The following is an 18,035-nucleotide window of genomic DNA, read 5'->3' on the forward strand; positions in this document are numbered from 1 at the left end:
CATTTTTTGTTTCATGTGAGGTTGTATGGGTAAGTTAGCTTTGGCCGCCAAGATTACGCATGTTCCATCGATGTATCTGTCGGAAATGCCTGGGAAAAACTTCGGTTGCCGCCAGGCGGCGATCGACGGTCACAAAGAGATCAGCGCACGCTGCCGCGAAATGGGCGTCGACACCATCATCGTGTTCGACACCCACTGGCTGGTGAACAGCGCTTATCACATCAACTGCAGCCCGCATTTTGAGGGGCTGTATACCAGCAACGAACTGCCGCACTTTATCCGCGACATGACCTACAACTACGAGGGCAACCCGGCGCTGGGTCAGTTGATCGCCGCTGAGGCCTGCCAACTCGGGGTGCGCGCCAAGGCGCACGAGATCCCGAGCCTGAAGCTGGAATACGGCACTTTGGTGCCGATGCGTTATATGAACAGCGACAAGCATTTCAAGGTGATCTCAATCTCGGCGTTTTGCACCGTGCATGACTTTGCCGACAGCCGCCGACTGGGAGAAGCGATCAAATCTGCAATCGATAAATACGACGGCACGGTGGCAGTACTGGCCAGCGGTTCGCTGTCGCACCGTTTCATCGACGACCAGCGCGCCGAAGAGGGCATGAACAGCTATACGCGCCAGTTCGACCAGCAGATGGACGAACGGGTGGTCAAGCTGTGGGAAGAAGGGCGTTTCCGCGAGTTTTGCGAAATGCTGCCGGAGTATGCCGACTACTGCTACGGCGAAGGCAACATGCATGACACCGTGATGCTGCTCGGCCTGCTGGGGTGGGACAACTATGAGGGCAAGGTGGAGTTCATTACCCCGCTGTTCGCCAGTTCCGGCACCGGGCAGGTCAACGCCGTGTTCCCGTTGCCGGCCGAAGCCTGAGGATCGCCAATGCCCCATTTTTACGCTGAATGTACCGACAACATCCGCCGCGAGGCGGATTTACCCGCGCTGTTCGCCAAGGTCAATCAGGCACTGGCGGACACCGGCATCTTCCCGTTGGCCGGGGTGCGCAGCCGCGCTATCTGGCTGGATACCTGGCAGATGGCCGACGGCAAGCAGGATTACGCCTTCGTGCATATGACGTTGAAGATTGGCCACGGCCGCAGTCTGGAAAGCCGTGAACAGGTGGGAGAGATGTTGTTTGCCCTGATCAAAGATCACTTTGCCGCGCTGATGGCCAGCCGCTATCTGGCGCTGTCCTTCACGATGGAAGAGCTGGATCCGGTGCTCAATTACAAACAAAACAATGTCCACGCACTATTTCGCCAAGAGTAAGGGGCCGTCAATGTTGAATAAAGAGCTGGTGAGTCGTGCTGTGCAGCGCTTGCATCAGGCGGAACAGAGCCGCGAGCAGATCCGCGCGCTGTCGCTGGATCATCCCGAGATCACCCTTGAAGACGCTTACGCCATTCAGCGCCAGTGGGTGGCGTTGAAGATCGCCGAAGGCCGCACGCTGAAGGGCCATAAAATCGGCCTGACCTCGCGCGCGATGCAGGTGAGTTCGCAGATCACCGAACCGGACTTCGGTGCACTGCTGGACGACATGTTTTTCAACGACGGCAGCGATATTCCCATCGATCGTTTCATCGTGCCGCGTGTCGAGGTCGAGCTGGCTTTCGTGCTGGCCAAACCGCTGCGCGGGCCGAACTGCACGCTGTTCGACGTCTATAACGCCACCGATTACATCATTCCGGCGCTGGAGATCATCGATGCGCGCAGCCATAACGTGGATCCCGAAACTCAGCGCCCGCGCAAGGTGTTCGACACCATTTCCGACAATGCCGCCAACGCCGGGGTGGTGATGGGTGGGCGGCCGATCAAACCGGACGCGCTGGACTTGCGTTGGATCAGCGCGTTGCTGTACCGCAACGGCGTGATTGAAGAGTCCGGCGTGGCGGCGGCGGTGCTGAACCACCCGGCCAACGGCGTGGCCTGGCTGGCCAACAAACTGTTCCCGTACGACGTGGAGCTGGAAGCCGGGCAGGTGATCCTCGGCGGGTCATTCACCCGGCCGGTGGCCGCCCGCCGCGGCGATACCTTCCATGCGGATTACGGCCCGATGGGCTGCATCAGCTGCCGCTTTGTTTGATTTTACTCCCTCACCCTAACCCTCTCCCAGAGGGAGAGGGGATCGATCGAGTTGATTGCCCTCTGCTTTGGGAAAAGGGATCGGTCGAGTTGACTGAGGCTGGTTCTGCCCCCTCCTTTGGGAGAGGGGAGCGGGCGAGTTGACTGAGGCTGGTTCTGCCCCCTCTCCTTTGGGAGAGGGCTGGGGTGAGAGGAAAACACCATGGAGAACATTATGTTAACTAACCCTTTCAAGCTGGCGTTGCTGGAAAAACGTCCGCAGATTGGCCTGTGGCTGGGGCTGTGCAGCAGCTACAGCGCAGAAATGCTGGCCGGCGCCGGTTTTGACTGGTTGCTGATCGACGGCGAACATGCGCCCAACAACGTACAGACGGTGCTGGGCCAGTTGCAGGCCATTGCGCCCTATCCGAGCCACCCGGTGGTGCGCCCGGCGTGGAATGATCCGGTGATGATCAAGCAACTGCTGGACGTCGGCGCGCAGACGTTGCTGATCCCGATGATCCAGAATGCCGAACAGGCGCGTGAGGCGGTGCGAGCCACCCGTTATCCGCCGCATGGCATTCGCGGTGTCGGCAGTGCGCTGGCTCGCGCTTCCCGTTGGAACCGGGTACCGGATTACCTGCAACAGGCCGACGCGCAGATGTGCGTATTGGTACAGATCGAAACCCGTGAGGCGGTGAAAAATCTGGATGCGATCCTGCAGGTCGAAGGGGTCGACGGGGTGTTTATCGGCCCGGCGGATCTCAGCGCCGACATGGGATTTTCCGGCAACCCACAACAACCGGAGGTGCAACGCACCATCGACGACGCCATCGCGCGCATCAGCGCGGCCGGCAAGGCAGCCGGCATTCTGACGGCCAATCCGGAGCTGGCGCAGCACTATCTGGCATCCGGTGCGCTGTTCGTCGCGGTGGGGGTGGATACCACCCTGCTGGCGCGGGCGGCGGAATCTTTGGCCAGCCGCTTTAAGCAGGAGCGGCCACCCGTGCAATCCCCGAGCGTTTATTAGGTTGCAGGACGCAATCTTACTGGAGACACCATGAGCAACGTCGATTCGCTGCCTCCGGCCAACCCGGCGCAGCAACATAAAGCGTTAACCGCCACCGAGCAATCGGTGATTAAAAAGTTATTTCGGCGACTGATTATTTTCCTGTTTGTGCTGTTTGTTTTCTCTTTCCTCGACCGTATCAACATCGGTTTTGCCGGACTGACGATGGGCAAGGATCTCGGCCTCAGTTCGACCATGTTCGGCCTGGCGGCCACCTTGTTTTACGTCACCTATGTGATCTTCGGCATTCCGAGCAATATCATGCTGGGGATCGTCGGCGCACGGCGCTGGATCGCCACCATTATGGTGCTGTGGGGCATCGCCTCGACCTGCACCCTGTTCGCTACCGGGCCGACCAGCCTGTACATTTTGCGAATGATCGTCGGTATCACCGAAGCCGGTTTTCTGCCGGGCATTCTGGTGTATCTCACTTACTGGTTCCCGGCATTTTACCGTGCCCGCGCCAACGCGCTATTTATGATCGCCATGCCGGTGACCATGGCAATCGGCTCGCTGGTGTCCGGCTATATTCTGGCGCTGGACGGGCTGATGAACCTCAAGGGCTGGCAATGGCTGTTCCTGGTGGAGGGCATTCCTTCGGTGCTGTTGGGCGTGGTGGTGTGGTTCTACCTCGACGACACGCCGGCCAAGGCCAAATGGTTGACCGACGAAGAAAAATCCAGCCTGCAGGCGATGATGGAAGCGGACAAGTTGCAACTGGTGCAGCCCAATGGGCCGGGCAGCCACCGGGCGCTGCAACAGCGCAGTTTGTGGCGGGAAATCTTCACGCCGATCGTGCTGATGTATACCCTGGCTTATTTCTGTCTGACCAACACCCTGAGCGCCATCAACATCTGGACGCCGCAGATCCTGCAGAGCTTTAATCAGAGCAGCAGCAACATTGTGATCGGCATTCTGGCGGCGATCCCGCAGATCTGTACCATCGCCGGGATGGTGTGGTGGAGCAAACGATCCGATCGGCTGCAAGAGCGTAAGCACCATACCGCGTTGCCGTACCTGTTTGCCGCCGCCGGCTGGCTGCTGGCGTCGGCTACCGATCACAGCATGATCCAGCTATTGGGGATCGTGATGGCGTCGGTGGGCTCCTTTACGGCGATGGCGATCTTCTGGACCACGCCGGATCAGTCTATCAGCCTGGAGGCCAGGGCGATTGGGATCGCGGTGATCAATGCCACCGGCAATATCGGATCGGCGGTCAGCCCGGTGTTGATCGGGTGGTTTAAGGATCTGACCGGCAGCTTTAACTCTGGGCTGTATTTCGTTTCGGCGTTGTTGATCATCGGTGCGCTGATCGTGTGGCGCATTCCGATGCAGGGCTCGCGTCCACGGGCCACGCCATAAGCGGTAAGAGTTTGCGGGCGCAGCATGCTGCGCCCCTACAGGGGGATGAGGAAACGGCATGCAGAAAAGTACCGGTTTTATCGCCAATATCGATATCTGCAAAGAGTACGACGCGCGTTACGCTACCGATGAAGTGCACTACGAAACCTTCGCCGGGCTGGCGGCCTTTTTTGGCCGCGATATGCAGGTGCACTGGCATGACCGCTTTTTCCAGATGCACTTTCTGGAGACCGGCAAGATTGAGCTGCAACTGGACAGTCAGCACTATTCGGTGCAGGCACCGCTGTTTGTCCTGACGCCGCCCTCGGTGCCCCACGCGTTCTTCACCGAGCCGGACAGCGACGGCCACGTATTGACGGTGCGTCAGGAGCTGATTTGGCCGCTGTTGGAACGCCTCTACCCCGGCAGTAATCTGGCGTTGGACATGCCGGGCATTTGCCTGTCGCTGGCGGATGCGCCGCAGGAGTTGACGGCGCTCAGTCATTACTGGGCGCTGATCCGGCGTGAGTTCAGCCAGGGATTGGTGGGCCGCGAACCGACACTGGTGCTGTTGGCACAGGCGGTATTTACCCTGCTGCTGCGCAATACCTCGCTGGAGGATACCGCCACCAGTGGGGTGCGCGGCGAGCTGAAACTGTTCCAGCGTTTCAACAAGATGGTGGACGAACGTTTCCGCGATCACCTGGCGGTGCCGGACTATGCCCAGGCGCTGGGGGTCACCGAGTCGCGGCTGAACGACCTGTGTCGGCGTTTCGCCAATCAGCCCCCCAAACGCTTGATATTCGATCGCCTGCTGCGCGAGGCCAAACGCATGCTGCTGTTCAGCGCCTGTACGGTACATGAAACCGCCTACAGTCTGGGCTTTAAGGATCCCGCCTATTTCGCGCGTTTCTTCAATCGTCTGGAAGGTTGTTCTCCCTCGACCTACCGCGCCGCACAGCATCCCCTTTCGTAACGGCGTAATAACGCCCTGGATCACAATTTGCGGCGATAACGGCCCATCTGCCTGAAAAGTACCGGCGATTGCCGCAAAAGTCTCTTCTCGAAATCGGCCCTGAGCGCTTCAATTAAGCAACCAAAAGTAAACATTATTTTAACAAGAGGCCGGACCCACGGTCTGCAAAACGCCGATTACGAGGAACGCTTAATGAAACCTGAAGACTTTCGTGCTGATAACAAACGCCCGTTCACCGGTGCCGAATACCTGAAAAGCTTGCAGGACGGCCGTGAAATTTACATCTACGGCGAACGGGTGAAAGACGTCACCACTCACCCGGCATTCCGCAATGCGGCGGCCTCGGTCGGTCAGCTGTACGACGCGCTGCACGATCCGGTCAGCCAGGATCGCCTGTGCTGGAACACCGACACCGGCAACGGCGGCTACACCCACAAGTTCTTCCGCTACGCCCGCAGCCCGGAAGAGATGCGCCAGCAGCGTGATGCCATCGCCGACTGGTCACGCCAGAGCTACGGCTGGATGGGGCGCACCCCGGACTACAAAGCGGCCTTCGGTTGCGCACTGGGCGCTTACCCTGAGTTTTACGGCCAGTTCGCCGATAACGCACGCCACTGGTACAAACGCATTCAGGAAACCGGCCTGTACTTTAACCACGCCATCGTCAACCCCCCGATTGACCGTCACAAGCCGGTTAACGAAGTGAAAGACGTTTATATTCAGGTGGAGAAAGAGACCGACGCCGGCATTATCGTCAGCGGCGCCAAGGTGGTGGCGACCAACTCGGCGCTCACCCACTATAACTTTATCGGTTTCGGTTCGGCCCAGGTGATGGGCGATAACCCGGACTTCGCGCTGATGTTTGTGGCGCCGATGGACGCCGAAGGGGTGAAGCTGATTTCGCGCGCCTCTTATGAACTGGTGGCCGGTGCCACAGGATCGCCGTTCGATTACCCGCTTTCGAGCCGTTTTGATGAGAACGACGCGATCCTGATCATGGATCATGTGCTGATCCCCTGGGAAAACGTGCTGATCTACCGCGATTTCGACCGTTGTCGCCGCTGGAGCACCCAGGGTGGCTTCGCCCGCTTGTTCCCGCTGCAGGCCTGTGTGCGCCTGGCGGTGAAGATGGACTTTATCACCGCGCTGCTGCAAAAAAGTTTGTCCTGTACCGGCGTGCTGGAGTTCCGCGGCGTGCAGGCCGATCTCGGTGAAGTGGTGGCCTGGCGCAATATGTTCTGGTCACTGAGCGACGCGATGTGCGCCGAAGCCACTCAATGGGAAAACGGCGCTTATCTGCCGGATTCTACCGCGATGCAAACTTACCGCGTGATGGCGCCGATGGCTTACACCAAGGTGAAGCACATCATCGAAAAGAACGTCACCAGCGGTTTGATTTATCTGCCGTCCAGCGTGCGTGACATGAATAATCCGGAGATCGATAAATATCTGTCTCGCTACGTGCGCGGATCCGACGGTATGGATCACGTTGAACGCATCAAGATCCTCAAGCTGATGTGGGATGCGATCGGCAGCGAATTCGGCGGTCGTCACGAGCTGTATGAGATCAACTACGCCGGCAGCCAGGATGAGATCCGCCTGCAGTGCCTGCGTAACGCACAGGGATCCGGCGCGATGAAACAGATGATGGAGATGGTCGATAAATGCCTGTCCGACTACGATCAGCACGGTTGGAAAGTGCCGCATCTGCATAACAATGGTGATATTAATCAGCTGGATAACTTGCTTAAGTGATCCGGAAGGAGGGATGTATGTCTCAGGAAAATGAACACCGTTTGCTGTTTCGCGACGCCATGGCCAGCCTGTCTGCGGCGGTGAATATCGTCACTACCGATGGCCCTGCGGGGCGCTGCGGCATCACCGCCACCGCCGTGTGCTCGGTGACCGATACGCCGCCGACGCTGTTGGTGTGCATTAATCGCAACAGCGCGATGAACCCGGTTTTCCAGGCGAATCAGCGCCTGTGCGTCAATGTGTTGAACCATGAGCAGGAGCTGATGGCTCGCCACTTTGCCGGTATGACCGAGCTGAGCATGGAGGAACGTTTCCGTCTGGATGAATGGCAGAACGGGCCCTTGGGTCAGCCGGTGCTGCGTAACACGCTGGCCAGCCTGGAAGGGGAGATCGAGCAGATCCAGAGTATCGGGACTCATCAGGTGTATCTGGTGCAGATCCGCCAGATCCGGGTGAGTGCGGCCGGTAACGGTCTGATTTACTTCAAACGCAATTTCCATCCGGTGATGCACGAGATGGCGGCGTTAGCCTGAAAATAACGGGGCGCACTGGCTGCGCCCCGACACCGCATTAACTTTTGTTGGCGGCCAACTCGCCCACCAGCCGGTTCACCGGATCGCTCATGTTGGTGAACTTGCTCAGCTCCGAACGGGTGACCACCACGAACACCCCGACGTTTTTCTGCGGGATCATCGCCATATAGGTAATAAAGCCGCCGCCCCCGCCGGTTTTCTGAATAATCCCCGGCAGTTCGCCGTTCGGCGCCATGTACACCCAACCCAGTCCCAGCGCGCTGGCGTCACCCGGCACATCCATCCCTTTCAACGACACCAGATCGTTGCGCTGGAAGTACATGGTCTGTTCGCTGGCCGCGGTCGATTTGCGTGAGCCAGAGACGTTGGAGGTGAGGAACTGTTGCATCCAGCGCTGCATGTCGCGCGGGGTGGAGTAGACGCCGCCGCTGCCGGCGGCAGCCGTGGTATCGCGGCAGGCGCTAGGGCCGGCCGAGGCGACCATCAGCCGTGAGCACTGTTCGGCGCTGGGGGTCAGGGTGGTGTCGACCATGCCCAGTGGCGCGGTGATTTTTTCCTTCAGCAGGGCGCTGTAAGGTTTGCCCGCCGCCCGTGACAACGCATCCGCCAGCAGGTCATACGCCAGGTTGGAATAAGAAGCCCGCACGCCTGGCGGAACCGTCACGTTGGCATGTTCCAGCCACTGCCAGCGCTGCGCTTTGGTCGGCCAGGTGAACACCGGCGTTTTTGGCGGTTTCTTGCCCGGCTGTTCACGCGGCAATGCGCTGGTGTGGGTCGCCAGATTCAGCAAAGTGATCGGCTGGCGAGCGTTATAAGCCGGGACGTAGGCACCTTGCGGGGCGTATTTACGCAGCGGATCGGTAAGCTTGACCTGGCCTTCTGCTGCCATTTTGACCATCACTTCGCTGGTCATCAGCTTGGTGATTGAGGCGATGCGGATCAGGGAATCCGGGCGCGGGCGCAGGTTGTTGCCGGGTTGGGTGTCGCCAAAACTGCGGTTAACCACCTGATTGCCATCGATCACCACCAGCGCCATGCCGGTGGCACCGCTGTTGTAGAAAATATGCTCGGCATATTGGTCGACGATTTGCGAAGCCAGTTGCGGCGCGGCGGCCTGCGCGGCCAGCGGTGCGGCACACAGGCTCAGCGCCAGCAATGAAGCGGAGAATGAGTTCTTCAACGGTGGTTATCCATTTTAAAAGGCAGCAGGGAAAGGGCCGAGGACGGCTTTATCTGCTGTCAGTGTAATGTGCCTGAGCCTTGGCTGCATGTGGAAAAAAGGCGGTTTGAGAAAAAATTTTCCACCGCCCTGATGCCAGCCAATCGTCCTACTGCGCGCGGGTGAAAATGGCGATCACTTCGTCCAGATGGGCTTTCATCGCCTTGCGGGCAGCGCGTACGTCACGCGCTTCGATCGCGGCCAGAATTTCCCGGTGCTCCTGTTCGGAGCGGTGCGGCATGTCATCCGGCGTATAGTGACGCTGCAAAACGCGGAACATGCTGCCGTAGCGGTGGCCGAGCAGGTGGCCGATGATAAACGCGTAGGCTGGATTGCCGCTGGCCTGGGCGATGCGGATATGGAACAGCCGATCGCCGGGGTGGGTGGCCGATCCCGCGCGGTTATCGCGGCAGTTTTGCTCGTAGGCCTCGCGGATGCCCGCCAGCTCCTGATCGGTGGCGTGGCGTGCTGCCAGCGCTGCGGTCTCGGGCTCGATCAACAGACGGGTTTGCAGCAGTGAGAACGGCGGCAGCTCGGCGTTAAAATCCAGCTCGATATTCAATTCATCATCGATTTCCGCCCACTGATCGCGGCCGGCCTGTGCCATCACCGGTTCTTGCGACGCCGTCACCGGCGCTTGCGCCCGGACGATCACCCCATTGCCGACTTTGACATCCACCAGGCCAATCACTTCCAGCGCGATCAGCGCCTCTCGCACGGAGGCCCGGCTGACCTGTAACTGCTGGGCCAGATCTCGCTCGGAGGGCAGGCGGCTGCCGGGAGGAAATTCATTATTATCGATAAGCCGTTTCAACTGGTCGGCTATCTGTCTGTAAATTCTAGGGTTTTCCAGTCTGGTGATCGGCATTTTTGACCTTGGCCTTTTCCGTGTTAAGTGATTCAGCGCACAGTTATTAGTCAAACCGCTTGAGTAATTGTTATTCAAGTGTAAAAAAATGGTTAATCCAAAAGCTGTTTCAAGTGTATCTCATAACATTCTCACCAAACCATAACGCGTAAAGCGTCTTTTGTCATGTTAAAGGCCTGACCTTTAACCGCCCTTAGTGGCCTGACCATTAGACCTTTAAGCCAAGGGAGCGAAAATGAATTTAACCGGAAAACGCGTGCTGATCACCGCCGCCGGCCAGGGGATTGGCTTCAGTACCGCCAAACTGTTTGCCGAGGCGGGCGCCGAGGTCATTGCCACCGACATCAACACCGAACAACTGCGGGGCTTGCCCGGCATTGTGCCGATGACGCTCAACGTGACCGATCCTGCTGCGATCGCGGCGGCGGCAGAAAGCCTCGGCCCGATCGACGTGCTGTTCAACTGTGCCGGCGTGGTGCACAGCGGCTCGATCCTGGAGTGCAGCGAGGAACAGTGGGCCTTCGCTGTGGATCTGAACGTGACGGCGATGTTCCGCATGATCCGCGCCTTTTTGCCCGGCATGCTGGCGCGCAAAAACGGCTCGATTATCAATATGTCCTCGGTCGCCTCCAGCGTGAAAGGGGTACCGAACCGCTTTGCCTACAGCGCCACCAAGGCGGCGGTGATTGGCCTGACGCGTTCGGTGGCGGCGGATTACGTCACCCAGGGCATCCGTTGCAACGCCATTTGCCCCGGTACGGTGGAGTCGCCTTCGCTGCGGCAGCGCATCGCTGAACAGGCGCATGAACAGGGGCGCAGCGAAGAAGAGGTCTATCAGGCGTTTGTTGCCCGCCAACCTATTGGCCGCATTGGCACCACCGACGAGATTGCCCAGTTGGCGCTGTATCTGGCTTCCGACGCCAGCTCTTATACCACCGGCACGGTGCAGATTATCGACGGCGGCTGGAGCAACTGAGGCCCGGTGCTTCAGGCATTACGCCAGACCCCCTTTTTCTACAGTGAGGACATCATGAAACTTTTACGTTATGGCGCACCGGGGCAGGAACGCCCTGGGATCCTGGACACTGACGGACAAATCCGTGACCTTTCGCAGCACATTGCCGACCTGAGCGGTGACGCCTTGCTGCCGGCGGCACTGGACAAGCTGCGCACGCTGGACATTAACCGGCTGCCGCGAGTGGAAGGACAACCGCGACTGGGGCCGTGCGTGGGCCGCATCGGCAAATTTATCTGCATTGGCCTGAACTATGCCGACCATGCGGCGGAAACCGGCGCGGCGATCCCCTCCGAACCGGTGGTGTTCAACAAATGGACCAGCGCGGTGGTCGGACCGAACGATGAGGTGCAAATCCCGCGTGACTCGCTCAAAACCGACTGGGAAGTGGAGCTGGGCGTGATTATTGGCCAAGGCGGACGTTACATCAGCGAGCAGGACGCGATGCACCACGTTGCCGGTTACTGCGTGATTAACGACGTCTCGGAGCGTGAATTCCAGATTGAACGCGGCGGTACCTGGGACAAAGGCAAAGGCTGCGACACCTTTGGCCCTACCGGCCCCTGGCTGGTCACCGCCGACGAAATTGCCGATCCCCATAGCCTGAATTTGTGGCTGGAGGTGGACGGCAAACGCTATCAGGACGGCAACACCAGCACCATGATCTTCCGCATTCCGCACATTATCAGTTACCTGAGCCGCTTTATGAGCCTGCAACCGGGCGATGTGATCTCGACCGGCACGCCGCCGGGCGTCGGTATGGGGCAGAAACCGCAGCCGATCTACCTGAAGGCCGGGCAGACGATGCGCCTGGGCATTGAAGGATTGGGTGAACAGCGTCAAACAACCGTACAGGCCTGATGGGGAGCACTGCCATGACAACGATTACCGCACTGCGGGTAGAAGATATTCGTTTCCCGACGTCGCTGGCGCTGGACGGATCCGATGCGATGAATCCGGATCCCGACTACTCCGCCGCTTATGTGATCCTGGAAACCGATCGCGAGGATCTGAGCGGCCACGGGCTGACCTTTACCATTGGCCGCGGCAATGAGATCTGCTGTGCGGCGATCCGCGCGCTGGAGCACCAGATCGTCGGTGTCACCCTGGAAGAGATCGCCGCCGATATGGGGGCCTTTTGGCGCCGATTTACCAGCGACAGCCAGCTGCGCTGGATCGGCCCCGACAAGGGAGCGATCCATCTGGCGACCGGGGCGGTGATCAACGCGGTTTGGGATCTGTGGGCTAAAGCCGAGGGTAAGCCGGTGTGGCGGCTGGTGGCGGAGATGACGCCAGAGGAACTGGTGCGTTGCATCGATTTTCGCTACATCACCGACTGCATTACACCGCAAGAGGCGCTCACTCTGCTCACACAGCGGGCGCAGGGTAAAGAGCAGCGTCTGGAACGGCTGCTGGAGGAAGGCTACCCCTGTTACACCACCTCCGCCGGCTGGCTGGGCTACCCGGACGACAAGCTGCGCCGGTTGTGTCAGGAAGCGGTCGATGCCGGTTTCTCCTATCTGAAGCTGAAGGTGGGGCGCGATCTGGAAGACGATATTCGCCGCGTGCGCATTGCTCGCGAGGTCATCGGCCCCGATCGTCAACTGATGATCGACGCCAACCAGGTCTGGGAAGTCAACGACGCCATCCCTTGGGTGAAGCATCTGGCGTTCGCCAAGCCCTGGTTTATCGAAGAGCCCACCAGCCCGGACGATGTGGAAGGGCATCGCCGCATTCGCGAAGGGGTTTATCCGGTCAAGGTCGCCACCGGCGAGATGTGCCAAAACCGCATCATGTTCAAGCAGTTCATCATGCGTGAGGCGATTGACGTGGTGCAGATCGACGCCTGCCGCCTCGGGGGCGTCAATGAAGTGCTGGCGGTGATGCTGATGGCGGCCAAGTACAACCTGCCGGTGTGCCCGCATGCCGGGGGCGTGGGGCTGTGCGAATACGTTCAGCATCTGTCGATGATCGACTACCTGTGCATTGCCGGGACTCACGAAGGCCGGGTGATCGAATACGTCGATCACCTGCATGAACACTTTGTTCACCCTTGTGACATCAAAGGGGCGGCTTACATGCCGCCGCGCCATCCGGGTTATTCGATCGAGATGCGTGCGTCGTCGCTCGAACAGTACCGGTTCCGCGGTTGAACGGGAAACAGCCCATGCTGCGCATCGATGCCCATCAGCATTACTGGCAATACCACCCGCAAGGCTATCCGTGGATCAGCGAGCAGATGGCGGTGTTGCGGCAAGATTTTGGCCCGGCGCAGCTCGAGCCCTTGTTGCAACGCCACGGTTTTGACGGGGCGCTGGTGGTGCAGGCACGCCACTGCGAACAGGAAACGCAGGCGCTGTTGGCGCAGGTGCAGCAGAGCCGCGGCGTCTGCGGGGTGGTGGGGTGGCTGGATATCACTGCGCCGCAGCTGTCACAGCGGCTCGATGAATGGAAGCAGCAACCTCTGCTGCGCGGCCTGCGTCATCTGGTGCAGGACGAAATGCAACCGGACGCCTGGCTGGTGCGGCCGGAAGTGCGACGCGGCATGCGGGCGCTGCAGCAACAGGGCTACGTCTACGACATTCTGGTCACCCACCGGCACTTGGCGGCGGCGGCGCAGTTTGCCGCCGAACACGACGATTACTGGTTGGTCCTGGACCATCTCGGCAAACCGGATATCGCCGGTGGCGCGCAGCGGTGGGCACAACAAATCAAACCGTTGGCGGCGATGGGGCATGTGGTCTGCAAGCTGTCCGGGCTGATTACCGAAGCGCCCGATGGCCGTTGGCAGGCATCGCAGCTGCTGCCGTTTTTTGAGGCGGCGCTGGAGGCATTCGGCCCGCAGCGGTTGATGTTCGGTTCCGACTGGCCGGTGTGCCTGCTGGCCGGTGATTACGGCCAGGTTTATCAACTGAGTGAGCAGGCGATCGCCACGCTGAGTCCTTCGCAGCAGGCGGAGATTTGGGGCGGTACCGCCTGTCGAATTTATGGTTTAACGGAGTCTGGTTATGGATCTGTATCTGAAAGATAAGGTGGTGATCGTCACCGGCGGCGGTTCCGGCATTGGTGCGGCCATCTCCTTGCTGCTGGCGGAAGAAGGGGCGATCCCGGTGATTGTCACCAACGCTGCGCCAGAGGCGGAGTTTCTGGCTCAGCTGCGGCAGTTGCAGCCGCAGAGCGCGGTGATCATCACCGATCTGTGCGAAGAACAGGACTGCCGGCGGGCGGTGGCACAAACGCAAGAGACCTTCGGTCGCCTCGATGCGCTGGTGAATAACGCCGGTGTGAACGACGGGGTGGGGCTGGAGGCCGGGCGTGAGGCCTTTGTCGGTTCGCTGGAGAAAAACCTGATTCATTACTATCTGATGGCGCACCTGTGTCAGTCGGCACTGCAAAGCAGCAAGGGGGCCATGGTTAACATCGCTTCCAAAACGGCACTGAGCGGTCAGGGCGGCACCAGCGGCTACACCGCCGCCAAGGGCGCGGTACTGGCGTTGACGCGTGAATGGGCGGTATCGCTGCGCCATGAAGGCGTTCGGGTGAATGCGGTGGTACCGGCAGAGGTGATCACGCCGCAGTACCAGCGCTGGATCAACACCTTCGAACAGCCGCAACAGCAGCTTGAGAAAATTACCGCGCGCATTCCTTTCGAACAGCGGATGACCACGCCGCAGGAAATCGCCAACACCGTGGTGTTTTTGATTTCATCGCGCTCGTCGCACACCACCGGGCAATGGCTGTCGGTGGATGGCGGGTATCTGCACCTTGATCGGGCGATCACATGAGCGGCGCGGCAGAGGTGAGACGGCGTTTCTGTCAGGCGCTCGATCTGGTCGACTCACCGGCGTTGATCGAGGAGTACCTGCACCATCACCGGCGTATCTGGCCGGAGATCGCCGCCCATCTGCGCGAGCACGGCATTCTGGAGATGGAGATTTATCGGCTGGGCACCCGGCTGTTCATGATTGTTGACGTCGTTACCGAGTTCGATGCTGCGCGGTTTGCTGCCGCCAGCCTGAGCAACCCCCACGTGCAGCGCTGGGAAGCCCTGATGTGGCACTACCAGGTCGCCACCCCCTGGACGCCGCAGGGCGAAAAATGGGTGGAGATGGAGCAGATGTTTTCTTTGCAAAAACAATAACATCGCTACCCTACCGAGGATATATCCATGCTTGCTGAAAAAAGTGCGGCCCCGCCACAGCTGGGCGTCAAGACCACCGCCAACCTGCGCTGGGCCTTTATCCTGGTCACCAGCCTGTTTTTTATGTGGGGGCTGTCGTATGGCCTGTTGGACGTATTAAACAAACACTTCCAGGAGACGTTGCACGTTACCAAGGCGCAGTCGGGATTATTGCAGGCGGCCTATTTCGGCGCCTACTTCCTGGTGGCGCTGCCCGCCGGCTACTTTATGGACAAGAAAGGCTACAAGGCCGGTATTTTGGTCGGGCTGTGCCTGTATGCGCTGGGGGCATTGCTGTTTGTACCGGCGGCGTCCGCCAACAGTTTCGCCATGTTCCTGTTCGCGCTGTTTGTCATTGCCTGTGGGCTGGGCTGTCTGGAAACGGCCGCCAATCCTTATGCCACGGTATTGGGTGACGCCAAAGGGGCCGAACGGCGGCTGAACCTTTCCCAGTCATTTAACGGTCTGGGGCAGTTTATCGGCCCGATGATTGGCGGCACGCTGTTTTTCTCCTCCACCCAGGGGGCGAGCAGCGGCGACCAGAGCACGGTGAAGATGACCTATGTGGCGATTGCCGTGTTGGTGCTGCTGATTGCCTTTTTGTTCGGTCGAACCCGGTTGCCGGACATCCGTGAGGAAGAACAGCCGGAACAGGGTGAAATGATTCAGGGGTTGTGGCAGCACAAACACTTTGTCGGCGGGGTGATCACCCAGTTCTTCTATGTGGCGGCACAGGTTGGCGTCGGCGCGTTCTTTATTAACTACGCCACCGAACACTGGAGCGAAGTTTCCAACCAAAGCGCGTCCTATTTGCTGTCTATCGCCATGATTTGCTTTATGGTCGGGCGCTTCTTCAGCACCTGGCTGATGGGCAGGGTCAAACCGGCCACGTTACTGATGCTCTACTCGCTGATTAACATTGCGCTGTGTGGCGTGGTGATGCTCAGCATGGACGGGGTTTCGGTGGTGGCGTTGATTGCCGTGTTCTTCTTTATGTCGATCATGTTCCCGACCATTTTCGCCCTGGGGGTGAAAAACATGGGCAAACACACCAAGCGCGCCAGTTCCTTTATGATCATGGCGATCGTCGGGGGGGCCATCATGCCTTACTTTATGGGGGCGCTGGCGGACCGCTACAGTACGGCACTGTCGTATGGGCTGCCGCTGTTGTGCTTCGCCGTAGTGTTTGTTTACGGGATGCAGCAGCGCCGTCGCTAAGCCACCGGCCCGCCGGCTCAGACAGCGGCGGGCTGCGCCAGTTGAATATTATTGCGGCCGTTGTTTTTCGCCTGATACAGCGCGGCGTCGGCCGCACGGATCGCCGAGGACAGATCGAGCTTGTCCAATGCGGATACCCCGGCGCTGAGGGTGACCATCGTGGTTTCCAACTGGTTAAAGCGATGGGGTATTTTTAATCCCTGGACCCGCAGGCGCACTCGTTCGGCCAGTTGGGTGGCGTAATCCTCGCTCACGTTGGTCAGCAGCACCAAAAACTCTTCCCCGCCATAGCGCACCACAATGTCGCGCGAACGCACCGAATCGCGGATGCTAATGGCGACCTGCACCAGCGCCTGATCGCCCATGGTGTGACCATAGTTATCGTTATAAGCCTTGAAATGGTCGATATCGAGTAACACCACGAAATGACAACCCGACGGCGGCACCGCCAGCATATTGATTTTATTTTCCAGACCCCGGCGGTTATAAAGCCCGGTTAAGGGATCGATCATGCTCAAATTGCTGAACCTGTCCCGTTCGTTATACAGATTGGCCACCAGCGTTTGGGTAAAAAGCTCGCTGCGTTTGAGCATCAGATGATGGATTGAGAATGCGATAATGGGCAATACCGTGGTGAATACGATCCGCGTGGTATTGTGCATACCGTCCAGTAATAGAATGAGCAAGGCGGAAGGCACCGCGTGCAGGCAAAAAGCGATAAAGTTATCGGTTAAAGCAATGGCGCTGATAAAAAACATACTGAACAGACTAATTAATAGAAAACTTTGGTTGTTCGGCGCACAGTACTGACTTTTAACGTAAATATGCGCCGCCCACAGTAAGCCGAGTACGCAGGAGAATAGATTCAATTTTTTGACGTATAACCGCGGTGACTGCAAGGTAAATAACAAGGCTACCAGACAAAATATCGGTATACCTAATAACGGCAGGGTAAAAGCGGGCTTGTCATTAAATGGGACCAATAATGTAAATATGGAAGAGGCCGCGTTCATCAACAAAAATAAAAATAATGATAAGCGGTGTTTGCTGTTCAGCAGTTCCTGATAAGAACGCGCGTTCATACGGAGTTCACTCTTCACAATATCGATCGGTCGAAAAATTAAGGTGGCGAAAAATTCTAGCGGCGTGAATTAAACATTCGCATTGTATGGTTGTTGATTGTGATTATTAACTTGCGAACAAGACTAAGAATTTTCTTATGGCAAACTATCATTTTTGCAGCGTTATGTCATCCGCGTTTGGTCGTTGCGGCGAAAATGATGCGCAGTGAAAAAAAGTGTTATATGATATTGGTTATCATTATCACTTAGAGGGTGGGGTTATCATGATTGCAGCCATGATTACCGCGTGCGGGTTATGGGGCGTCAGTTGGTGTCTGGGCAATCGGCTGGCCAGTGCCTGGGGCGTTTTGTTGCCCTGCGCTTTAATGCCGTTACTGGCATTGATCAACCTGGATATGATGCAACTGCGCACGCTGATTGTGATCGCCATGCTGGCGACGCTGGTGATGCTGTTCAATAGCCGCTGGCGTCATTACCTGCTGCTGCCGTCCTGTATGGCGTTGGCCGGAGGATTGGCGGCGATCAGTCTGAATTTCAATCTGGGATAAAAACGCAAAAATCACGCTTTCGCGTGTTGATCATCGTTTCGATTGGGAATGACTTCGGGGACAGTACCGGAGAGAGTTATCGATTGGTGCGAAGAGAGGGACTTGAACCCTCACGTCCGTAAGAACACTAACACCTGAAGCTAGCGCGTCTACCAATTCC

The 18,035-nt window shown here is 58.4% G+C and carries 19 protein-coding genes; 16 read left to right on the top strand and 3 right to left on the bottom strand.

The genetic code is table 11. The features are described from left to right. Positions 1 to 25 precede the first annotated feature (25 nt). The 8 genes from hpaD (at position 26) to hpaC (ending at position 7,745) form a co-directional block, all read left to right on the top strand. On the top strand, positions 26 to 883 hold the full coding sequence (gene hpaD, locus ACGS9J_RS17780; RefSeq protein WP_442232148.1) for a 3,4-dihydroxyphenylacetate 2,3-dioxygenase: 858 nt from the start codon (positions 26 to 28) through the stop codon (positions 881 to 883). A 9-nt stretch (positions 884 to 892) separates the two neighbouring features. Then, complete coding sequence (locus ACGS9J_RS17785) at positions 893 to 1,279, top strand: 5-carboxymethyl-2-hydroxymuconate Delta-isomerase (protein ID WP_442232149.1); 387 nt, start codon at positions 893 to 895, stop codon at positions 1,277 to 1,279. Between the two features lie 10 nt (positions 1,280 to 1,289). Then, on the top strand, positions 1,290 to 2,093 hold the full coding sequence (hpaH, locus tag ACGS9J_RS17790) for a 2-oxo-hept-4-ene-1,7-dioate hydratase (protein WP_442232150.1): 804 nt from the start codon (positions 1,290 to 1,292) through the stop codon (positions 2,091 to 2,093). 213 nt (positions 2,094 to 2,306) lie between these two features. Further along, positions 2,307 to 3,101: a 4-hydroxy-2-oxoheptanedioate aldolase gene (hpaI, locus tag ACGS9J_RS17795; protein ID WP_442232151.1), complete on the top strand. Its 795-nt coding sequence runs from the start codon at positions 2,307 to 2,309 to the stop codon at positions 3,099 to 3,101. A 30-nt stretch (positions 3,102 to 3,131) separates the two neighbouring features. Then, entirely contained in the window at positions 3,132 to 4,502 is a 1,371-nt protein-coding gene (gene hpaX, locus ACGS9J_RS17800; protein WP_442232152.1) for a 4-hydroxyphenylacetate permease, read from the top strand. Positions 4,503 to 4,560: 58 nt separating this feature from the next. Continuing rightward, on the top strand, positions 4,561 to 5,457 hold the full coding sequence (gene hpaA, locus ACGS9J_RS17805; protein ID WP_442232153.1) for a 4-hydroxyphenylacetate catabolism regulatory protein HpaA: 897 nt from the start codon (positions 4,561 to 4,563) through the stop codon (positions 5,455 to 5,457). Between the two features lie 192 nt (positions 5,458 to 5,649). Beyond that, a complete protein-coding gene (gene hpaB, locus ACGS9J_RS17810; RefSeq protein WP_442232154.1) occupies positions 5,650 to 7,212 on the top strand; it encodes a 4-hydroxyphenylacetate 3-monooxygenase, oxygenase component in 1,563 nt (520 codons plus the stop codon). Between the two features lie 17 nt (positions 7,213 to 7,229). Further along, complete coding sequence (gene hpaC, locus ACGS9J_RS17815; RefSeq protein WP_442232155.1) at positions 7,230 to 7,745, top strand: 4-hydroxyphenylacetate 3-monooxygenase, reductase component; 516 nt, start codon at positions 7,230 to 7,232, stop codon at positions 7,743 to 7,745. A gap of 37 nt (positions 7,746 to 7,782) precedes the next feature. On the opposite strand, the gene ampH is transcribed toward hpaC, so the two are convergent. Both ampH and ACGS9J_RS17825 read right to left on the bottom strand, forming a co-directional pair. Continuing rightward, positions 7,783 to 8,925, bottom strand: a complete 1,143-nt coding sequence (ampH, locus tag ACGS9J_RS17820; protein ID WP_442232156.1) for a D-alanyl-D-alanine-carboxypeptidase/endopeptidase AmpH — start codon at positions 8,923 to 8,925, stop codon at positions 7,783 to 7,785. A gap of 148 nt (positions 8,926 to 9,073) precedes the next feature. After that, entirely contained in the window at positions 9,074 to 9,832 is a 759-nt protein-coding gene (locus ACGS9J_RS17825) for a FadR/GntR family transcriptional regulator (RefSeq protein WP_442232157.1), read from the bottom strand. Between the two features lie 235 nt (positions 9,833 to 10,067). On the opposite strand from ACGS9J_RS17825, the gene ACGS9J_RS17830 reads away from it, so the two are divergent. The 7 genes from ACGS9J_RS17830 to fucP are packed head-to-tail and all read left to right on the top strand — an operon-like array spanning position 10,068 to position 16,245. Next, positions 10,068 to 10,808 (top strand): SDR family oxidoreductase, encoded by a 741-nt coding sequence (locus ACGS9J_RS17830; RefSeq protein WP_442232158.1) that lies wholly within the window; start codon positions 10,068 to 10,070, stop codon positions 10,806 to 10,808. Between the two features lie 54 nt (positions 10,809 to 10,862). Continuing rightward, positions 10,863 to 11,708: a fumarylacetoacetate hydrolase family protein gene (locus ACGS9J_RS17835; RefSeq protein WP_442232159.1), complete on the top strand. Its 846-nt coding sequence runs from the start codon at positions 10,863 to 10,865 to the stop codon at positions 11,706 to 11,708. A 14-nt stretch (positions 11,709 to 11,722) separates the two neighbouring features. Continuing rightward, entirely contained in the window at positions 11,723 to 13,000 is a 1,278-nt protein-coding gene (locus ACGS9J_RS17840) for an L-fuconate dehydratase (protein WP_442232160.1), read from the top strand. Between the two features lie 14 nt (positions 13,001 to 13,014). After that, positions 13,015 to 13,878: an amidohydrolase family protein gene (locus ACGS9J_RS17845; protein WP_442232161.1), complete on the top strand. Its 864-nt coding sequence runs from the start codon at positions 13,015 to 13,017 to the stop codon at positions 13,876 to 13,878. After that, positions 13,856 to 14,632 carry an SDR family oxidoreductase gene (locus ACGS9J_RS17850; protein ID WP_442232162.1) on the top strand — a complete coding sequence of 259 codons (777 nt, stop codon included), beginning with the start codon at positions 13,856 to 13,858 and terminating at the stop codon, positions 14,630 to 14,632. The genes ACGS9J_RS17845 and ACGS9J_RS17850 overlap by 23 nt, the downstream gene beginning before the upstream one ends. Then, entirely contained in the window at positions 14,629 to 14,988 is a 360-nt protein-coding gene (locus ACGS9J_RS17855; RefSeq protein ID WP_442232163.1) for an L-rhamnose mutarotase, read from the top strand. The genes ACGS9J_RS17850 and ACGS9J_RS17855 overlap by 4 nt, the downstream gene beginning before the upstream one ends. A 27-nt stretch (positions 14,989 to 15,015) precedes the next feature. Then, a complete protein-coding gene (gene fucP / locus ACGS9J_RS17860) occupies positions 15,016 to 16,245 on the top strand; it encodes an L-fucose:H+ symporter permease (protein ID WP_442232164.1) in 1,230 nt (409 codons plus the stop codon). A gap of 17 nt (positions 16,246 to 16,262) precedes the next feature. On the opposite strand, the gene ACGS9J_RS17865 is transcribed toward fucP, so the two are convergent. After that, entirely contained in the window at positions 16,263 to 17,327 is a 1,065-nt protein-coding gene (locus ACGS9J_RS17865) for a GGDEF domain-containing protein (protein ID WP_442232165.1), read from the bottom strand. A gap of 263 nt (positions 17,328 to 17,590) precedes the next feature. Here ACGS9J_RS17865 and ACGS9J_RS17870 point away from each other — a divergent pair, with 263 nt between their 5' ends. Continuing rightward, the gene (locus ACGS9J_RS17870) at positions 17,591 to 17,875 is read left to right on the top strand and encodes a DUF1435 domain-containing protein (RefSeq protein WP_020825103.1); all 285 of its coding nucleotides are present in this window, start codon (positions 17,591 to 17,593) and stop codon (positions 17,873 to 17,875) included. The last annotated feature ends 160 nt before the right edge of the window (positions 17,876 to 18,035 follow it).

It is taken from the genome of Serratia quinivorans, from assembly GCF_052113645.1.
Taxonomy (GTDB): domain Bacteria; phylum Pseudomonadota; class Gammaproteobacteria; order Enterobacterales; family Enterobacteriaceae; genus Serratia; species Serratia quinivorans_B.

What these genes read in the sequence shown, in the direction of transcription:
- hpaH (WP_442232150.1), top strand. Translation starts at nt 1,290, where the DNA reads ATGTTGAATAAAGAGCTGGTGAGTCGTGCTGTGCAGCGCTTGCATCAG.
- ACGS9J_RS17785 (WP_442232149.1), top strand. Translation starts at nt 893, where the DNA reads ATGCCCCATTTTTACGCTGAATGTACCGACAACATCCGCCGCGAGGCG.
- ACGS9J_RS17825 (WP_442232157.1), bottom strand. Translation starts at nt 9,832, where the DNA reads ATGCCGATCACCAGACTGGAAAACCCTAGAATTTACAGACAGATAGCC.
- ACGS9J_RS17850 (WP_442232162.1), top strand. Translation starts at nt 13,856, where the DNA reads ATGGATCTGTATCTGAAAGATAAGGTGGTGATCGTCACCGGCGGCGGT.
- ACGS9J_RS17845 (WP_442232161.1), top strand. Translation starts at nt 13,015, where the DNA reads ATGCTGCGCATCGATGCCCATCAGCATTACTGGCAATACCACCCGCAA.
- hpaA (WP_442232153.1), top strand. Translation starts at nt 4,561, where the DNA reads ATGCAGAAAAGTACCGGTTTTATCGCCAATATCGATATCTGCAAAGAG.
- ACGS9J_RS17835 (WP_442232159.1), top strand. Translation starts at nt 10,863, where the DNA reads ATGAAACTTTTACGTTATGGCGCACCGGGGCAGGAACGCCCTGGGATC.
- ACGS9J_RS17830 (WP_442232158.1), top strand. Translation starts at nt 10,068, where the DNA reads ATGAATTTAACCGGAAAACGCGTGCTGATCACCGCCGCCGGCCAGGGG.
- hpaI (WP_442232151.1), top strand. Translation starts at nt 2,307, where the DNA reads ATGTTAACTAACCCTTTCAAGCTGGCGTTGCTGGAAAAACGTCCGCAG.
- hpaD (WP_442232148.1), top strand. Translation starts at nt 26, where the DNA reads ATGGGTAAGTTAGCTTTGGCCGCCAAGATTACGCATGTTCCATCGATG.
- ACGS9J_RS17870 (WP_020825103.1), top strand. Translation starts at nt 17,591, where the DNA reads ATGATTGCAGCCATGATTACCGCGTGCGGGTTATGGGGCGTCAGTTGG.
- hpaC (WP_442232155.1), top strand. Translation starts at nt 7,230, where the DNA reads ATGTCTCAGGAAAATGAACACCGTTTGCTGTTTCGCGACGCCATGGCC.
- hpaX (WP_442232152.1), top strand. Translation starts at nt 3,132, where the DNA reads ATGAGCAACGTCGATTCGCTGCCTCCGGCCAACCCGGCGCAGCAACAT.
- hpaB (WP_442232154.1), top strand. Translation starts at nt 5,650, where the DNA reads ATGAAACCTGAAGACTTTCGTGCTGATAACAAACGCCCGTTCACCGGT.
- ACGS9J_RS17865 (WP_442232165.1), bottom strand. Translation starts at nt 17,327, where the DNA reads ATGAACGCGCGTTCTTATCAGGAACTGCTGAACAGCAAACACCGCTTA.
- ACGS9J_RS17855 (WP_442232163.1), top strand. Translation starts at nt 14,629, where the DNA reads ATGAGCGGCGCGGCAGAGGTGAGACGGCGTTTCTGTCAGGCGCTCGAT.
- ACGS9J_RS17840 (WP_442232160.1), top strand. Translation starts at nt 11,723, where the DNA reads ATGACAACGATTACCGCACTGCGGGTAGAAGATATTCGTTTCCCGACG.
- fucP (WP_442232164.1), top strand. Translation starts at nt 15,016, where the DNA reads ATGCTTGCTGAAAAAAGTGCGGCCCCGCCACAGCTGGGCGTCAAGACC.